This window comes from Staphylococcus sp. CoH_129_LAB_1 (assembly GCF_058191515.1).
The window spans coordinates 43,956-60,584 of the sequence record NZ_JBXWKZ010000006.1 but is presented as its reverse complement, the minus strand read 5'-3'; the positions used below and the strand labels follow the sequence as shown (position 1 = coordinate 60,584).

Genomic DNA, 16,629 nt, shown 5'->3' with positions numbered 1-16,629 from the left:
ATGACTAAGGTGGCTATATTTGCCTCTGGATCAGGAAGTAACTTCGAAAATATTGTATCTAAAGTTGATAAGGGGCACCTTAATAATATAGAAATTACTTCTTTGTATACAGATCATCACGATGCTTATTGCATTGATCGTGCAAAACAGTTGAAAGTGATGGTTCATATTAATGAACCTAAAGACTTTGAAAACAAAGCAGAATATGAACAAAAATTAATTCAACTTCTTCATAGTGAAGAGGTGGAGTGGATTATCTTAGCAGGTTATATGAGATTAGTGGGACCAGACTTATTAAATGCTTATGAAGGTAAAATATTGAATATTCATCCTTCATTATTACCAAAGTACAAGGGGAAAGATGCAATTGGTCAAGCATTTAATAGTGGGGATAAGGAAACAGGTTCAACAGTTCACTATGTAGATAGTGGAATGGATACGGGAGAAATAATTGAACAACGAAAATGTGATATAAAACCGGACGATACAAAAGAAGCGTTAGAAGAACGTGTGAAACAATTAGAATATGAACTTTATCCAAGTGTAATAGCTAAAGTTATTAAATAAGGAGCATAGTTAATCATGAAAAAAGCAATTATTAGTGTTTCAAATAAAAGTGGAGTCGTGGAATTTGCTAAATCATTAACACAATTAGATTATGAATTATATTCAACGGGCGGTACAAAACGTGCTTTAGAAGAAGCCAATGTAACTGTTAAATCTGTATCAGAGTTGACGCAATTCCCTGAAATTATGGATGGTCGTGTAAAAACGTTACATCCAGCAGTACACGGTGGTATTTTAGCAGATCGTAATAAACCTGAACATTTAGAACAATTATCAGAACAACACATTGATTTAATTGATATGGTTGTGGTCAACTTATATCCTTTCCAACAAACTGTAGCTAATCCAGATGTAACTGAAGATGATGCAATTGAAAATATCGATATTGGTGGTCCAACTATGTTACGTGCTGCAGCCAAAAATTTTAAACATGTAACAACCATTGTCCATCCATCTGATTATAATGAAGTCATTCAACGAATTAAAGAACATCGACTTGATGAATCATACCGTAAGTCATTAATGATTAAAGTATTTGAACATACAAATGAATATGATCATGCAATTGTAAGTTTCTTCAAAGGAGATAGTGAAGAATTACGATATGGTGAGAATCCTCAACAATCAGCACGTTTTGTTCGTACTTCTAATAGTAAACATACTATTGCTGGTGCGAAACAATTACATGGTAAGGCATTGAGTTTTAATAATATTAAAGATGCAGATTCAGCATTAGCATTAGTGAAAAAATTTAAAGAACCAGCTGCCGTTGCAGTTAAACACATGAATCCATGTGGTGTAGGTATTGGCACTGATATTGAAACTGCATTTAAACATGCGTATGATGCAGATAATCAGTCTATCTTTGGTGGGATCATTGCACTCAATAGAACAGTTACCAAAGATTTAGCGGAAACGTTACATTCTATTTTCTTAGAAGTTGTCATTGCACCAAAATTTGATAAAGAAGCTTTAGATATTTTAACTCAAAAGAAAAATATTCGCTTATTAGAAATTGATATGACAATTGATAATCGTGAAGAAGAATTTGTTTCAGTCTCAGGTGGATATTTGGTTCAAGATAAAGATAATTACGAAGTGTCTAAAGAAGAAATGAAGGTTGTTACAGACGTTGAACCTACCGATGCTCAGTGGGAGGCAATGCTTCTAGGATGGAAAGTTATTCCATCAGTGAAAAGTAATGCAATCATTTTAAGTAATAATAAACAGACAGTTGGAATTGGTGCAGGACAAATGAATAGAGTAGGTGCAGCTAAGATTGCATTAGAGCGCGCAATTGAAATAAATGACAATGTAGTAATGATTTCTGATGGCTTCTTCCCAATGGATGATACTGTTGAACTTGCTGCAAAACATGGTATTAAAGCTATTATTCAACCAGGCGGTTCAATTAAAGACCAAGATTCGATTGATATGGCTAACAAACATGGTATTGCTATGGTTACTACTGGTATGCGTCATTTTAAACACTAATTTAAAATAATTGAGAGAATAGAGGGAGAAAAGAAATGAATGTTTTAGTTATAGGTGCAGGCGGTCGTGAACATGCATTAGTATCAAAATTACATCAGTCGCCACTTATTGAAAAACTTTATGCTATTCCTGGAAATGATGCAATGACTCATTTAGCTGAAATACACACTGAAATTGCTGAAACCGACCATGAGGCTATTTTACAATTTGTCCACCAACATCATATAGAATGGGTGATTATTGGTCCAGAACAACCATTGATAGATGGTTTATCTAATAAATTGAGAGACAATCATGTTAAAGTCTTTGGTCCTAACAAAGAAGCAGCCCAAATTGAGGGTTCTAAATCTTTTGCTAAAAGGTTAATGGAAAAATATGATATTCCAACTGCTGATTATAAAGAAATAGACAATAAAACTGAAGCACTTAATTATGTAAATGAATGCGAATTACCTATTGTAGTCAAAAAGGATGGGTTAGCTGCTGGTAAAGGCGTAATTATTGCTAATACACGAGATGAAGCAATTGAAGCGGTAGAAGTGCTATATCCACAAGAAGATGGAAAAGTTGTCTTTGAACAATTTCTTGAAGGAGAAGAATTCTCATTAATGACATTCATTAATGGTGATTATGCAGTTCCTTTTGACTGTATTGCTCAAGATCATAAACGTGCCTATGATAATGACGAAGGTCCTAATACTGGTGGGATGGGCGCTTATTGTCCTGTTCCTCATATTTCAAATGACGTTTTAGAACGTACAAACAAAGATATTGCTCAACCGATTGCTAAAGCACTCAAAGAAGAGGGTTATGATTATTTTGGACTGTTATATATAGGAGCAATTTTAACTAGTGAAGGTCCTAAGGTTATTGAATTTAATGCACGATTTGGTGATCCAGAAGCGCAAGTATTGTTAAGTCGTCTAGAAAGTGACTTGATGGCACAAATCGTTGCTCTAGACCGTAAAGAACCTATTCGTTTTCAATGGATTAACGATTATGTGGTAGGAGTAATGCTTGCTTCGAAAGGCTATCCTGGGTCATATGATAAAGGTGCAGAGGTTTCAGGCTTTGAATTAAATAACCATTATTTCGTTAGTGGTTTGAAAAAAGAAAATGATACATTTCTTACATCTGGCGGACGAGTTGTATTAGCCATTGGAAAAGGAAAAACTATTCAACAAGCACAAAAAGATGCTTATGGAAATGTAGAAAAAATTAAGAGTGATCAACTATTTTATCGTAAAGATATTGGAAATAAAGCATTGAAATAAATTAAAAGAGGAGGCTAGGATATAATTCCTAGCAAAATAGCCAGTAAATGAGTGTATTATAAATTCATTTACTGGCTTCTTTATTTACAATACTACGTATTGTTGGCTCGCTTTCTTAGGGGACAGATTCTGCCTATAGTCTTCAGCTTGTCTTGTTCCCTCAAGAGTCTCGCCAAAACACTTTGTATTTATATATAATTTTACATTGAAATACTAAAAAAGTAAGGCACTTTCGTATAATTTAATAAATATCACTAAATTAACGAGGTATCTTATGTATAAAGAATATAACATGACTCTACTAATGGAAACGTCAATTCTTATTCCCACAAATGATATTGTAGAAATCATTCCTAAGACTGAATTCGATGAATTCAGACATCATCGTGGGGCAACATTATACCATCCGAATGATGTGGCTATCACAAAATCAAAAACCTTCTTATAAAACGATGAATTGATTTAGAGTCAATCCAAACGTAGAGGCTTTATTAACATCATTATTCATTCAATTTCATAGTCATTGTTTGAAACAACATCTTATAGATGATTTGGCCATTTTTATTGATGGTACGAAAGTTGAGACGAATGACAATCGATATACATGTGTATGGAAAAAGAGTATTCAAAACCATGAGTCAAAAATGAATGCAGATTTTAAAGCACTCTATCTTGAATTGGTGACAAAATAAAATCATATCTGAGATTAAAAAAGGTCACGGTAATGACTTAACAAAAGAAAAAATAGATTTGATTGATAGTCATTTAGATAAAGACATCGAAGATTTAAACCAATATATCGATAATAAAAAATGTACTAAAATAAGAAAATAAATACGGCTTAAAAGAACTAAAATTAAACAATACAAAAAGAAAATTAATGAGCGCTCTGAGCGAGAGCATAGATATGAAGTCCAAAAATCTATTTTAAATGATAGAAATAGTTATTCTAAAACAGACCATGATGCCACATTTATGAGAATGAAAGAAGATTATATGAAAAATGGACAACTCAAGCCAGGGTATTATTTACAAATAGCGACAAATTCCCAATTTATTTTGTCTTATTGTATCAAAATCCGATTAATACAAGAACGATGATACCATTTTTAAATTCAATTCAAAAACGAATAAAAAAAATAATGAAAAATTATAATTAGGAATATTTTAAAGCCCAAATTAATAAAAAGCTTTCAGAACCAAAAACAAAAGCCATATACAGTCAAAGAAAAATTGATGTGGAGCCTGTTTTTAGATTTATGAAGCTATTTTAAGGTTCACTCGAATGTCCGTTCAAGGGATAAATAAAGCCAAAAGAGAACTAGGATTTGTGCTAATGGCACTTAATTATGAGAAAAGTAACAGCTCAACAAGTTGAAAATAATCAAAAAATTATAAAAAAGACAATTTCTATATTATTTCAATAGAAATTGTCTTTTTTCACTTATCCGGAAACTTTATGTCCTGGACAACTCTTTATCAATTATCCTAACATTTCTGAAACACGAGCATCTTTGATACCAGTGATAGGAAAATATTGAGATAAATAAAAAGCACAAATTAATAAAGCAATTGTCATAATAACGAAAATAATATCTTTATATGAAAAAGGTGCTTTATAATAGTAAGTACGCGGCCCATCTTTAAATCCTTTTGATTCCATAGCAACTGATAATTGATGTGCTCGACGTATATTTTGACTTAGTATTGGAATTAATAAATGTTTTAGTCGTTTCAAACCTCGATAGTTGGAAGCATCAATCATTTGATAACGCATTTTTAAAGAACGTCGTAATTGAATAAATGATGTAAAAATAAGTGGCACCATACGAATAGCAGCCATAAATGCGTAAGCAATTTTAGGTTTTACTTTTAGATGTTGCATCAAACTATAAAAAATCATAACAATTTGTGATGTTAATGCAATTAATACACCAAACATTGAAACTGTAATTGTTCTTAGGGATAAATGAAGACCTCTTACTACACTTTCGGTACTAACATGAATAATTCCCCACTCAAACAACATGTGTGTACCATCACCATATAGAATCATAAATAACGATGATAGCAAAGCAAAGAAAATTGTTGCTGATAAAAATGCACCAATAACTTTAAAAGCTGTACCATTGAAAGCTAATAAAAATATAAACATTAATAAAGAGATATAAATCATATAGTCAAAGTTGTGAACAAAGATGATAAATATAAATAATAAAACTCCAAGAATTAACTTTGTAATAATATTTACATCATCAACAAGTGTATGACGCTTTTTCCAACGTTCAAACATGTGGTTCACCTTCCCAATCTGAAACTTTTCCATTTTCTACTTCTAGTCGACGTGTTGGATAACGATTAATAATTTCAGGGTCATGCGTCACCATTACGATTGTTTGACCTCGTTCAACACGTTGTTCAAATAGTTTAATAAGTTGAAATGTATTATGACTATCAAGTCCAAATGTGGGTTCATCTAACAATATAATGTCGGCTTTTGAACTTAGGGCAGTTGCTACACTTAATCGACGTTTTTGGCCTGTAGAAATTTCAAAGGGGTGTTGATGTTTAACTTTTTCTAAATGTAAAAGTTTTAAAAGATGTTCAGTTTCTTCTTTCGACTTTGTTTTATCAAGATGATTATAATGGATATTTATCTCTTCATAAACTGAATTTGTAATAAATTGAAGTTCAGGGTTTTGGTATACAAGATACATATGTCGTGCAGCATCTTTGATTTTTTTTAATAATTTCCCATTATAAAACATTTCACCTTTATATTTCACTAATTGCATCATTGATTCGAGTAAGGTAGTTTTACCAGCTCCATTTTTTCCAGTAATTGTAATCCATTCTCCAGGATGGATATTTAGTTCAGGAATCTTAAATAACAAATTCTTACCGCGAACAATTTGACCTTTTTGAAATTTAAAAAGTGTTTTAGATAATTGCGGAGTTAAGTCTTTTCGGATAGGAGCGTAATCCCATGCATGTGGATGCCATACACCGAATTCGGTTAGTAAAGATTCACAATGATTGAGTATGTAATCAGGTGTATTATCAGCTATAATTTCCCCATCATAGTTCATTAATATGACTCGATCTACATGGTGCCAAATATGTTCTACTTTATGTTCAACAATTAGTACTGTTTGATCAGTCCATAATTGAATTAATCGTTGCCATAAGTCAGCAGTTGCTTGGACATCTAACATAGCTGTAGGCTCATCTAAAAAGAGTGTATCAGCTTTTTGTAAAATAGTTTCGACGATAGCAAGTTTTTGTTTCATACCGCCACTTAAATTATTTACGAAGGTTGAATCATCCACATCTAAGTCTACTGACGCAAGTGCTTTTTTAATTTGTTCATTCATGTCTGCTCTTGGTACTTGTCGATTTTCTAAGACAAAAGCTAATTCTTCATAAACTTTTGGCATACAAAATTGTGTATCTGGATCTTGAAAAATGACCCCAGAATGAGGGTCAATATCTAGTTCATCATATTTCATAGGTAATTCTATGAGGTTAGGAACAATACCACTAAGGACATTAAGCAATGTGCTTTTACCAGATCCAGAAGGACCTAGTAAAAGCACTTTTTCTTTATCTTTAATTTCTATATTTAAATTATCGAAAATTTTTCGATCGCCATTAGGATATTTAAGGCGTAAATTTTTGACTTTTAACACAATCATTTCCCCTTATAGGTTGTCATAGTCTTTTTGAGAGGCAGGACGGAATAATTTAGTAACGCCAGTTTTATCTAATGCTCTTACAATTAGATAAGAGAGTATACCTGAAAGTACAATACCACTAATAGCGCGAAAAACAATAAATAGAAGTAAGTTCCATCCTGCAACTTCATTTAAATAACCGTAAAAATAGTCTACAGGGAAAGATACTAATGCTGTTACTAAGCCTGCTAACATTGCTACCATCATTGAGCGTGATTTATATTTAAAAATAGCAAATACAACTTCACATGCAAGACCTTGTAAAATTGCATATACTATAGTTGGAATATCAAATTTACCCATAACAATTGTTTCTCCGGCGCCAGCGGCAAATTCAGCGATTAAGGCAATACCTGGTTTAGGAATGATTAAGTAAGCGACAATAGCTGCCATAAACCAAATACCGTACGTAAGTTGTTCTAAATGAATACCTGCCACCTGTGCTAAATTATACGGTAACCACCATAGGTTATAGATAATTGCAAAAATGACAGCAATCAGTACAGTTACTAAAATTTCTGAAAGCTTTAAACCTTTAGACATAAAACAGTTCCTCCTAAAAAAACGCACAACCTTCCGTAGAAAAGTTGTGCGTAAATTTAAATAAAAATGCTATTGATTATTAAGAACATAATTTATTTAAGTTAACACTTTCCTACGCTAGTATTTAACTAGATCAGGTTCAAAGGGTTTGAGGATAAGCCTCATCTCAGTACTGTACACCCCTAGTGCGTTTATATTTTCTTTAATTTAAATGTATGACTTTTAAAAGTGAATGTCAAGGTACTTTTAAGTAATAGTAATTTAAAAAAATAATTATTAATTAATGGCTCTATACATTGAATGACTCGTATAAAATTGACATAAAAATAAAGAATAGCGTATAAAATAATTTTTTATACGCTATTCTTAAAAAAGTATAAGTATTTGAAAATTATTAAATTAGTCTAATGTATTTTGAACGTCTTGTTTAGTTTGTTCAATATCGTCAGTTTTTTCTTCTTTTTGTTCTTTTAATTTTTCTTCATATTCTTTTGCTTTTTTTGCATCTTCATGTGTCATAGGACAACACTCCTTTTCAAAAATTACTTTACAATAGTAATATACCCAATCAATAAATAGATAAACTTATCTCAGTCTAGAGAAGTATTTTATTTTTTATTAAAGACAAGAATAGAAAGTTCATATATAATTAATTTTGAGGTGAACTGTATGTCTTTTCTTAAGAAACACGCCGAGATTATCTATAGTTACTTAATCGGTATCGTTTCACTCTTCACAGGTCTCATTATCTTAATCAATTTGTCTTTAATTCATAAATTAAAGGATAAAGGAAAAGTTGATTTAAAAATACATAATATATGGGACTTTCTTAATGCATTTTTTAGTGAAATAATTAGAGTGATGAGTAGATTCATAGGCAACTTTCCAGTTGTAAGCGCAGTCATAATTATTCTGTTTGGTATTCTAGTTATATGGATTGGATTTACATTATTTAGAACAACCAAATATGATTACGACATCTCAATTTTCTTTTTAGTCATTGGCATTTTATACTTCCTTATTACAATTACATTGATGACTCAAGTATATGGCTTTTGGGCAATTATATTTGTTATTCCATTTGTGATTCATACAGGATATATCGTTTATAAAGATGAATTATATCAAGAAAATAGAAAAGTCCATTACTTATGGATTATTATTTCATATGGAATAAGTTACTTGATTACTCAAATATCATTATATGGTAAAATCGACGCAAATGAGATTGAGCCTATTGATATTTTAAGTGTAAATACATTCTTCATTATTATGTGGTTACTAGCTCAAGCGGCAATTTGGAACTTCTTATTCTTACGTCGTGCATTACCTTTAACAAAAGAAGAATTAGGGGAAGAAGAGCCTACATTATCAAGAACTCAAAAAGGAAACGTTTCGACTCAATCAAAAGTTCATTTTAAACAACTTCAAGATAAAACATCAGAATATGCACATAAGACAAGAAGAAGTGTGGATTTAGATAAAATTAGATCTAAACGCGATAAATTTAAAAGTAAATTTAAAAATATTGTAGATATAGAAGAAGATGATATTCCTAAGTGGATGAGACGTCCTAAATGGATTAAACCAGCATATGTAGAGATTTTCTGTGGTTTTATCTTGTTCTTATTCACATTTATAGAATTTAATAACAGAAATGCTCTATTTGTATATGGAGAATGGGAATTATCACAAACTCAATACGTGATTGAATGGATTACATTGTTAATATTACTCTTTATTATTATTATTTACATTGCTACGACATTCACTCATTTTTTAAGAGGCAAATTTTACTATTTACAGTTGTTCATGATTAGTATTCTATTTTTCAAATTGCTTACTGAATTTATTAATATAATGCTTCATGGTCTATTACTTTCAATATTTATTACACCTACACTAATTATTATGTTAATACCTGTAATTATAGCATTTTCATTACAATTAAAAGAAAAACCATAATCTGTGAAAGGGAGTGGGACACAATTCATTTTTTGAATTCTTGTTCCACTTCCTTTTTTGACTTAATGTTTAGGTGAGGGATTTTAAGTTTGTTAAAATAGTAGAGTAAATCATAACAGATTCATAAAAACAATTAAAATAGGAGAAATTAAAATGAAAATAGCAATTTTAAATAAAGGTAAAGAAACTAAGTATTTAAATCAATATCCTTTGGTTGAAGAAGAAGATATTTTTCAACATGATCATTTAAAAGAAGGCGATTTATTTAATATAGTTACTGAAAATAACCAATATATTGCAACAGCCTATGTAGGACGTCAACATAAAGGCTTAGGATGGGTAATCACATATAGCCAAAATGAAGATATCAATATTACTTTCTTTGAAGATTTATTTGAAAAAGCGCTAGAAGAAAGGGAGTATTACTATAATATAGAGGGAACCAACGCATTTAGATTATTTAATGCTGAGGGAGATGGCGTTGGAGGCTTAACTATTGATAATTATAATGGACATCTACTTATTCAATGGTATTCAAAAGGAATTTATAAGTTTCGTTATATAATTATTGAAGCAATAAAAAAAGTATTTAAATTTGAATCTGTTTTTGAAAAAATGCGTTTTAAAGATACGGAATACACAGGAGGACATGTACTTGGAGAAACTCCAGAATTTCCTATAGTCATTGAAGAAAACTTTACATTTTATAATGTTGATTTAAATGATGGATTGATGACAGGAATATTTTTAGATCAAAAAGAAGTTCGTAAAAAGTTACGTGATTACTTTTCTAATGATAGAAGTATTTTAAATCTATTTAGTTATACGGGTGCGTTCTCAGTGATAGCATCTAAAAATGCTAAAGTAACAACAAGTGTAGATTTAGCTAATCGTTCTCGTACATTAACGGAAGAAAATTTTGGATTAAATGGTATAGACCCTAAGAGTCAATATATCTATGTCATGGATACGTTTGATTTTTACAATTATGCCGCACGTCACGGAAAGCAATATGACACAATAGTCATCGATCCTCCTAGTTTTGCGCGTAATAAAAAGAAAACTTTCTCGGTACAAAAAAATTATGATGATTTAATTACTGGCGCTTTAGACGTTTTAGCACCAAATGGTACATTACTATTATGTACAAATTCAAGTGTTTTTTCTTTAAAAGCATTTAAAAATGTAATCAAGAAAACATTGGAACAAGCTAACGTAGAATATGAAATAGAAGAAGTCATGGGATTACCGAAAGACTTTAAAACTCATCCACATTATAAAAATTCTAAATATTTAAAAGCAGTATTCATAAATATTAAGCATTAAAGTACTGAAAAAGGGTATTAAATGTGTGTTAAATATATTATGGGAAAAATGAAAGGTGAGTTAGTAAATGAGTATTATCAATAAAATTACAAATGGAGTTACTGATAAAGTTGGTAAAAAAGTTTTTGATATAGAAGAAATTAACGAAAAAGATATCTTACCTAAAAATGAAAAAGAAATTGCACACCGTAGAGAAAAAGCTGAAGCAGTCGTTAAGAAAAAATCTTTATTATCTTCAGGAATGAGTGTTGTGCCAATTCCAGGATTAGACTTTGGTGTGGATATCAAATTGATGAGAGATATTATTGAAGATGTTAATAAAATTTACGGGCTTGATCAAAAACAAGTCAATTCTCTCGGCGAAGATATTAAAGAACGCATTTTATCAGCAGCAGCAATTCAAGGTAGTTCAATGATTGGTGAAAAAGTAACTAGTGGCGCGTTAAAATTAGTCATTAGAGATGTTGCTAAGCGTACAGCAGCAAAACAAACAAAATGGTTCCCGGTAGTAGGACAAGCTGTTTCAGCTTCAATTAGTTACTACTTTATGAATAAATTAGGTCAAGATCACATAGAAAAGTGTGAAAAAGTTTTACGTGATATTATTTAATTTTTTAAAATTGTAGTATAATAAAAGGGAAGAAAGTTAAATATAATAATAGAAAATTGGCTAACACAAAGCTATACTAATATAAGTAATCAAACTTTGTTTGATTACTTATATAATGACTGCTATTTTATTCACATAAGTGAATTTTTCTATAATAATTCAATTATATAAGAATTGAATTTAGTTATATATTTTGGTAGTGTTAGAGTATAAAACTTGTTATGTTAGATAATAAGAAGGTTAATTTTCTAACTTATGGAGGAGAAATAGATTATGGAACAAAAATCATATGTAATTGTTGACGAAACTGGAATTCATGCACGTCCAGCTACAATGTTAGTGCAAACTGCATCTAAATTTGACTCAGATATTCAATTAGAATATAACGGTAAAAAAGTAAATTTAAAATCAATTATGGGCGTTATGAGTTTAGGCGTAGGTAAAGATGCTGAAATCACTATCTATGCTGATGGAAGCGATGAACAAGATGCAATTCAAGCCATTAGTGAAGTTTTATCAAAAGAAGGTTTAACAGAGTAACTATGTCTAATTTAATTAAAGGTATTGCAGCTTCAGATGGAGTTGCAATTGCCAAAGCATACTTACTAGTAGAACCTGATTTATCATTTACGAATGAGAAGATTACTGACACTGATGCTGAAATAAAAAAATTCAGAAATGCTTTAGAAGCTTCCAAAATTGAATTAACAAAGATTAGAAATAATGCTGAAAAATCATTAGGTGCAGATAAAGCTGCTATTTTTGATGCACATTTACTTGTACTTGATGATCCAGAACTAATTCAGCCAATTGAAGATAAAATTGCGAATGAAAAAGTAAATGCACCCGAAGCATTAAATGAGGTTACGACTCAATTCATTACCATTTTTGAATCTATGGATAATGAATATATGAGAGAACGTGCAGCTGATATTCGTGACGTTTCTAAACGTGTACTTGCACATCTTTTAGGCGTGGATTTACCAAATCCTAGCATGATTGATGAAAGTGTAGTTATTATAGGAAATGATTTAACACCATCTGATACTGCACAATTAAATAAAGAATTCGTTCAAGGGTTTGTTACCAATATTGGTGGACGTACAAGCCACTCTGCAATTATGAGTCGTTCATTAGAAATTGCAGCGGTCGTTGGTACTAAATCGATTACTCATGAAGTAAAACAAGGAGATATGATTATTGTTGATGGTATTACTGGTGACGTTATCGTAGATCCAACTGAAGATGAACTCATTGCTTATCAAAATAAACGTGAGCGTTTCTTTGAAGATAAAAAAGAATTACAAAAACTTCGTGATGCTGAAACTGTAACTGTTGACGGTGAACATGCAGAATTAGCTGCTAATATTGGTACACCTGACGATTTATATGGCGTTATGGAAAATGGTGCTGAAGGAATTGGTCTTTATAGAACGGAATTCCTATATATGGGTAGAGATCAAATGCCAACTGAAGACGAACAATTTGAAGCGTATAAAAAAGTTTTAGAAACTATGAAAGATAAACGTGTTGTTGTGCGTACTTTAGATATTGGTGGAGATAAAGAATTACCTTATTTAAATTTACCTAAAGAAATGAATCCATTCTTAGGTTATCGTGCAATTCGTTTGTGCTTAGATCAACAAGATATCTTTAGAACACAATTACGTGCATTATTACGTGCATCTGCTTATGGTAAATTAAATATTATGTTTCCAATGGTAGCTACTATTAAAGAATTTAGAGATGCTAAGGCTATTCTTTTAGAAGAAAAAGATAAATTAACTAATGAAGGACAAGAGGTTTCTGATGATATCGAATTAGGTATTATGGTAGAAATTCCTTCTACTGCTGCGTTAGCTGATGTCTTTGCTAAAGAAGTAGATTTCTTTAGTATAGGAACAAATGATTTGATTCAATATACTATGGCAGCTGATCGTATGTCTGAACGTGTTTCATACTTATACCAACCATATAATCCAGCGATTTTACGTTTAGTTAAACAAGTCATTGATGCTTCGCATAAAGAAGGTAAATGGACAGGCATGTGTGGTGAAATGGCTGGCGATGAAACAGCAATTCCATTATTATTAGGTTTAGGATTAGATGAGTTCTCTATGAGTGCAACTTCTATTCTTAAAGCTAGAAGACAAATTAATGGTTTAAGTAAAAACGAAATGACTGAATTAGCAAATCGTGCCATTAACTGTGCAACACAAGATGAAGTTAAAGAACTTGTTCATCATATTTCTAAATAATATTAAAGAGTGAAAGAGAATTGTAATGATAAATTCTCTTTCACTCTTTTTTACTACGCTTGGATATCAAAAGCTTTGTTGATTTCTTCTAAATCTACATGATACATAGGCATCTCATTTAATAAGATAAATGGTGTAGAGAAGGCATCGTATTCTATCATTTCATTACGAAAAGAATGATTCTTAACATTTTTTTCAATATAATTAATATGATGTTCCGTTAAATAATGTTTTAAAAAATTACAAGGTGGGCAATCATCTTGTGTATAGATAACTATTTTAGACATAAATGATATTCTCCTTTTAATTATACATTTTCTACTATATATAAAGTAATAAAAAATTGCAAACTGTGAATTTTATGTGAATCTCATTTGAATTTTCTATTAAAAATTAATCAAAACTATTTTAGTTACTTATGCTTAGGGTATATAATTTAAATCTATTGTCTTTAATTTTAAATTATAGAAAAGGTGATTAGGTATGAATTCTGTCGAAATTAGTCGTTTTTTGACAGGTATGACATTAGGCGTTCATATTATTTTTGCTACCATAGGTGTAGGAATGCCATTAATGTTTGCAATCGCAGAGTTTTTAGGGATTAAAAAGAAAGATCCTAAATATATAGCATTAGCAAAACGTTGGTCGAAAGGTTATACGATTACAGTGGCAGTTGGTGTAGTAACAGGAACTATTATTGGATTACAGCTGTCACTTGTTTGGCCTACGTTCATGAAAATGGGTGGTCATGTTATCGCACTTCCTCTTTTCATGGAAACATTTGCTTTCTTCTTTGAAGCAATCTTTTTAAGTATCTACTTATATACATGGAATCGTTTTAAAAATCAATGGATACATTTTTTAATTAGTTTACCTGTTATTATTGGTGGTTCATTTTCAGCATTCTTTATTACTTCAGTGAACTCATTTATGAATACTCCTGCAGGTTTTGAAATGAAAAAGGGCAAAATGGTTAATGTTCAACCATTTGAAGCAATGTTCAATCCTTCGTTCTTAGTTAGAGCTTTTCATGTTGTAGCAACAGCTGGTATGACGATGGCGTTTATTTTAGCTGCAATCGCGGCATTTAAATTATTGAAAAATAAATATAGTGAAGATGCGCCATATCATAAAAAAGCGTTAAAAATGACTATGATTCTTGGATTTATCCAAACATTATTATCAATGCTAGCTGGAGATATATCTGCTAAGTTTCTTCATAAAGTACAACCAGAAAAATTAGCTGCGTATGAGTGGCACTTTGATACACATTCTAAAGCAGACTTAGTATTTTTCGGTGTTTTAAATGAAAAAACTCAAGAAGTTTCAGGAGCCATAAAAATTCCTGGATTACTTAGCTTTTTAGCTGATAATAATATTAATACTAAAGTAAAAGGTTTAAATGAGTTTCCAAAAAGTGATTTACCTCCATTAATCGTTCATTATTTCTTTGATTTAATGGTATCCATGGGAATCTTTTGTTTTATCGTATCAGGTATTTTCATATTAGCACTATTGCTTAAAAAACTACGTCCTATTATAACTAAAAAAGTGATGCTTTATGCAGTGCTTTTAACAGGTCCTGCATCAATGCTTGCTATAGAATTCGGTTGGTTCTTAACTGAAATGGGACGTCAACCATGGATTGTTAGAGGATATATGCGTGTCAGTCAAGCTGCTACACAAGCAGGTGGAATTACGTTAGTGACAATTCTATTTGGTTTACTATATTTTGTACTTCTCTTTACATCTGCTTATGTATTATTGAGAATGTTTAGAAATAAACCAGCTCGCGAGGATATTGATAAAGTGATTGGAGGTCAGGAATAATGGACTATACTGGTATCGGTATTACCGTATTATGGACTTTCCTATTTTGTTATATTATCGTAGCGTCCGTTGATTTTGGTGCTGGGTTTTTAACATTGCATACAAAATTAACTGGAGAAGAAAAAAAGATTAATCATCTTATAGAAAGATATTTAAATCCTGTATGGGAAGTAACAAATGTATTTTTCGTATTTTTCTTTGTAGGTTTTGTAGGATTTTTCCCAGATTCAGCTCTATATTTAGGTACAGTGTTATTAGTTCCTGGTTCAATTGGTTTAATTCTTATTTCTATTAGAAGCAGTTTTTATGCTTTTGAACATTATGGACAAGATAATAAATTACCTTGGATATTTTTATATGGTGTTACTGGACTTTTAATACCTGCATCACTTGCAACAGTGCTGACTATCTCAGAAGGTGGCTACATTAATGAAAAAGGTAATCATTTTGATTTAGATTGGATACAGTTATTATTAAGTCCTTTTGCTTGGTCAGTTGTATTTTTAGCAATTGTAAGTGTATTATATATATCATCAGGGTTTTTAACGTACTATGCTTCTAAAGCTAAGGATACTGTAGCTTATAAGTTTATGCGTCAATGGTTTATGTTCTGGGGACCACCGATGATTATTATTTCATTGTTTGTATTTTTATCATTAAGAATACAAAACTCTAATCATTTTTATAATGCAATTGCACATTATTGGTGGATGTTTGCAATTAGTTTTATTTTCTTTTTAATTGCGGGAATTTTAAATATGATTAAAAAGTACCACGGTTTAGCATTTATTATGGTTATCTTACAAATGGCTTTCGCTTTTTATGGATATGGCATGAGTAAGTTACCATATATTCTTTATCCATATATTAAAATTTCAGATTCAGGTGTAAATTCATCAATGGGCTTAGCTTTAACAATCGTCTTTATTTTAGGTTTACTTTTATTACTTCCATCGTTAATATTATTATTGAGATTGTTCGTTTTCGATAAACAATATGTGGAAGGTAAAAAGTAATTTAAATTAAGG

General features: G+C 30.8%; 17 protein-coding genes and 1 riboswitch. Of the genes, 12 read left to right on the top strand and 5 right to left on the bottom strand.

All coding sequences use genetic code 11. The features are described 5' to 3' along the window. From purN to AC2FB1_RS03375, 5 genes are all read left to right on the top strand, one after another. On the top strand, nt 1–567 hold the full coding sequence (gene purN, locus AC2FB1_RS03395; protein ID WP_490673875.1) for a phosphoribosylglycinamide formyltransferase: 567 nt from the start codon (nt 1–3) through the stop codon (nt 565–567). 15 nt (nt 568–582) lie between these two features. After that, nucleotides 583–2,061 (top strand): bifunctional phosphoribosylaminoimidazolecarboxamide formyltransferase/IMP cyclohydrolase, encoded by a 1,479-nt coding sequence (gene purH, locus AC2FB1_RS03390; protein ID WP_017175765.1) that lies wholly within the window; start codon nt 583–585, stop codon nt 2,059–2,061. 35 nt (nt 2,062–2,096) lie between these two features. Continuing rightward, nucleotides 2,097–3,335, top strand: coding sequence for a phosphoribosylamine--glycine ligase (purD, locus tag AC2FB1_RS03385; RefSeq protein WP_490673874.1), 1,239 nt, complete (start codon nt 2,097–2,099; stop codon nt 3,333–3,335). 274 nt (nt 3,336–3,609) lie between these two features. Next, a complete protein-coding gene (locus AC2FB1_RS03380; protein WP_490673873.1) occupies nt 3,610–3,783 on the top strand; it encodes a hypothetical protein in 174 nt (57 codons plus the stop codon). A gap of 79 nt (nt 3,784–3,862) precedes the next feature. Then, nucleotides 3,863–4,027 (top strand): hypothetical protein, encoded by a 165-nt coding sequence (locus AC2FB1_RS03375; protein WP_490673872.1) that lies wholly within the window; start codon nt 3,863–3,865, stop codon nt 4,025–4,027. 791 nt (nt 4,028–4,818) lie between these two features. On the opposite strand, the gene AC2FB1_RS03370 is transcribed toward AC2FB1_RS03375, so the two are convergent. From AC2FB1_RS03370 to graF, 4 genes are all read right to left on the bottom strand, one after another. Further along, nucleotides 4,819–5,628 carry an energy-coupling factor transporter transmembrane component T family protein gene (locus AC2FB1_RS03370; protein ID WP_490673871.1) on the bottom strand — a complete coding sequence of 270 codons (810 nt, stop codon included), beginning with the start codon at nt 5,626–5,628 and terminating at the stop codon, nt 4,819–4,821. Next, a complete protein-coding gene (locus AC2FB1_RS03365) occupies nt 5,621–7,024 on the bottom strand; it encodes an ABC transporter ATP-binding protein (protein WP_490673870.1) in 1,404 nt (467 codons plus the stop codon). Before AC2FB1_RS03365 ends, AC2FB1_RS03370 begins: the two co-directional genes overlap by 8 nt. A gap of 12 nt (nt 7,025–7,036) precedes the next feature. Further along, the gene (locus AC2FB1_RS03360) at nt 7,037–7,612 is read right to left on the bottom strand and encodes an ECF transporter S component (protein WP_490673869.1); all 576 of its coding nucleotides are present in this window, start codon (nt 7,610–7,612) and stop codon (nt 7,037–7,039) included. Nucleotides 7,613–7,704: 92 nt separating this feature from the next. Next, a riboswitch (TPP riboswitch) is annotated at nt 7,705–7,806 on the bottom strand. 205 nt (nt 7,807–8,011) lie between these two features. After that, nucleotides 8,012–8,131, bottom strand: coding sequence for a glycopeptide resistance-associated protein GraF (graF, locus tag AC2FB1_RS03355; RefSeq protein WP_002448238.1), 120 nt, complete (start codon nt 8,129–8,131; stop codon nt 8,012–8,014). A 150-nt stretch (nt 8,132–8,281) separates the two neighbouring features. Between graF and auxA the strand changes: the two genes are divergently transcribed. From auxA to ptsP, 5 genes are all read left to right on the top strand, one after another. Further along, on the top strand, nt 8,282–9,577 hold the full coding sequence (gene auxA / locus AC2FB1_RS03350; protein ID WP_490673868.1) for a lipoteichoic acid stability factor AuxA: 1,296 nt from the start codon (nt 8,282–8,284) through the stop codon (nt 9,575–9,577). 153 nt (nt 9,578–9,730) lie between these two features. After that, nucleotides 9,731–10,903 (top strand): class I SAM-dependent rRNA methyltransferase, encoded by a 1,173-nt coding sequence (locus tag AC2FB1_RS03345; RefSeq protein ID WP_490673866.1) that lies wholly within the window; start codon nt 9,731–9,733, stop codon nt 10,901–10,903. 67 nt (nt 10,904–10,970) lie between these two features. Next, nucleotides 10,971–11,513 (top strand): DUF697 domain-containing protein, encoded by a 543-nt coding sequence (locus AC2FB1_RS03340; protein WP_490673865.1) that lies wholly within the window; start codon nt 10,971–10,973, stop codon nt 11,511–11,513. A gap of 273 nt (nt 11,514–11,786) precedes the next feature. Next, a complete protein-coding gene (locus tag AC2FB1_RS03335; RefSeq protein ID WP_002448249.1) occupies nt 11,787–12,053 on the top strand; it encodes a phosphocarrier protein HPr in 267 nt (88 codons plus the stop codon). 2 nt (nt 12,054–12,055) lie between these two features. After that, a complete protein-coding gene (gene ptsP / locus AC2FB1_RS03330; protein WP_490673864.1) occupies nt 12,056–13,771 on the top strand; it encodes a phosphoenolpyruvate--protein phosphotransferase in 1,716 nt (571 codons plus the stop codon). A 53-nt stretch (nt 13,772–13,824) separates the two neighbouring features. On the opposite strand, the gene AC2FB1_RS03325 is transcribed toward ptsP, so the two are convergent. Beyond that, nucleotides 13,825–14,058 (bottom strand): glutaredoxin family protein, encoded by a 234-nt coding sequence (locus AC2FB1_RS03325; protein ID WP_490673863.1) that lies wholly within the window; start codon nt 14,056–14,058, stop codon nt 13,825–13,827. Nucleotides 14,059–14,254: 196 nt separating this feature from the next. Between AC2FB1_RS03325 and AC2FB1_RS03320 the strand changes: the two genes are divergently transcribed. Both AC2FB1_RS03320 and AC2FB1_RS03315 read left to right on the top strand, forming a co-directional pair. Continuing rightward, on the top strand, nt 14,255–15,601 hold the full coding sequence (locus AC2FB1_RS03320) for a cytochrome ubiquinol oxidase subunit I (protein ID WP_490673862.1): 1,347 nt from the start codon (nt 14,255–14,257) through the stop codon (nt 15,599–15,601). Beyond that, complete coding sequence (locus AC2FB1_RS03315) at nt 15,601–16,617, top strand: cytochrome d ubiquinol oxidase subunit II (RefSeq protein WP_490673861.1); 1,017 nt, start codon at nt 15,601–15,603, stop codon at nt 16,615–16,617. Before AC2FB1_RS03320 ends, AC2FB1_RS03315 begins: the two co-directional genes overlap by 1 nt. The last annotated feature ends 12 nt before the right edge of the window (nt 16,618–16,629 follow it).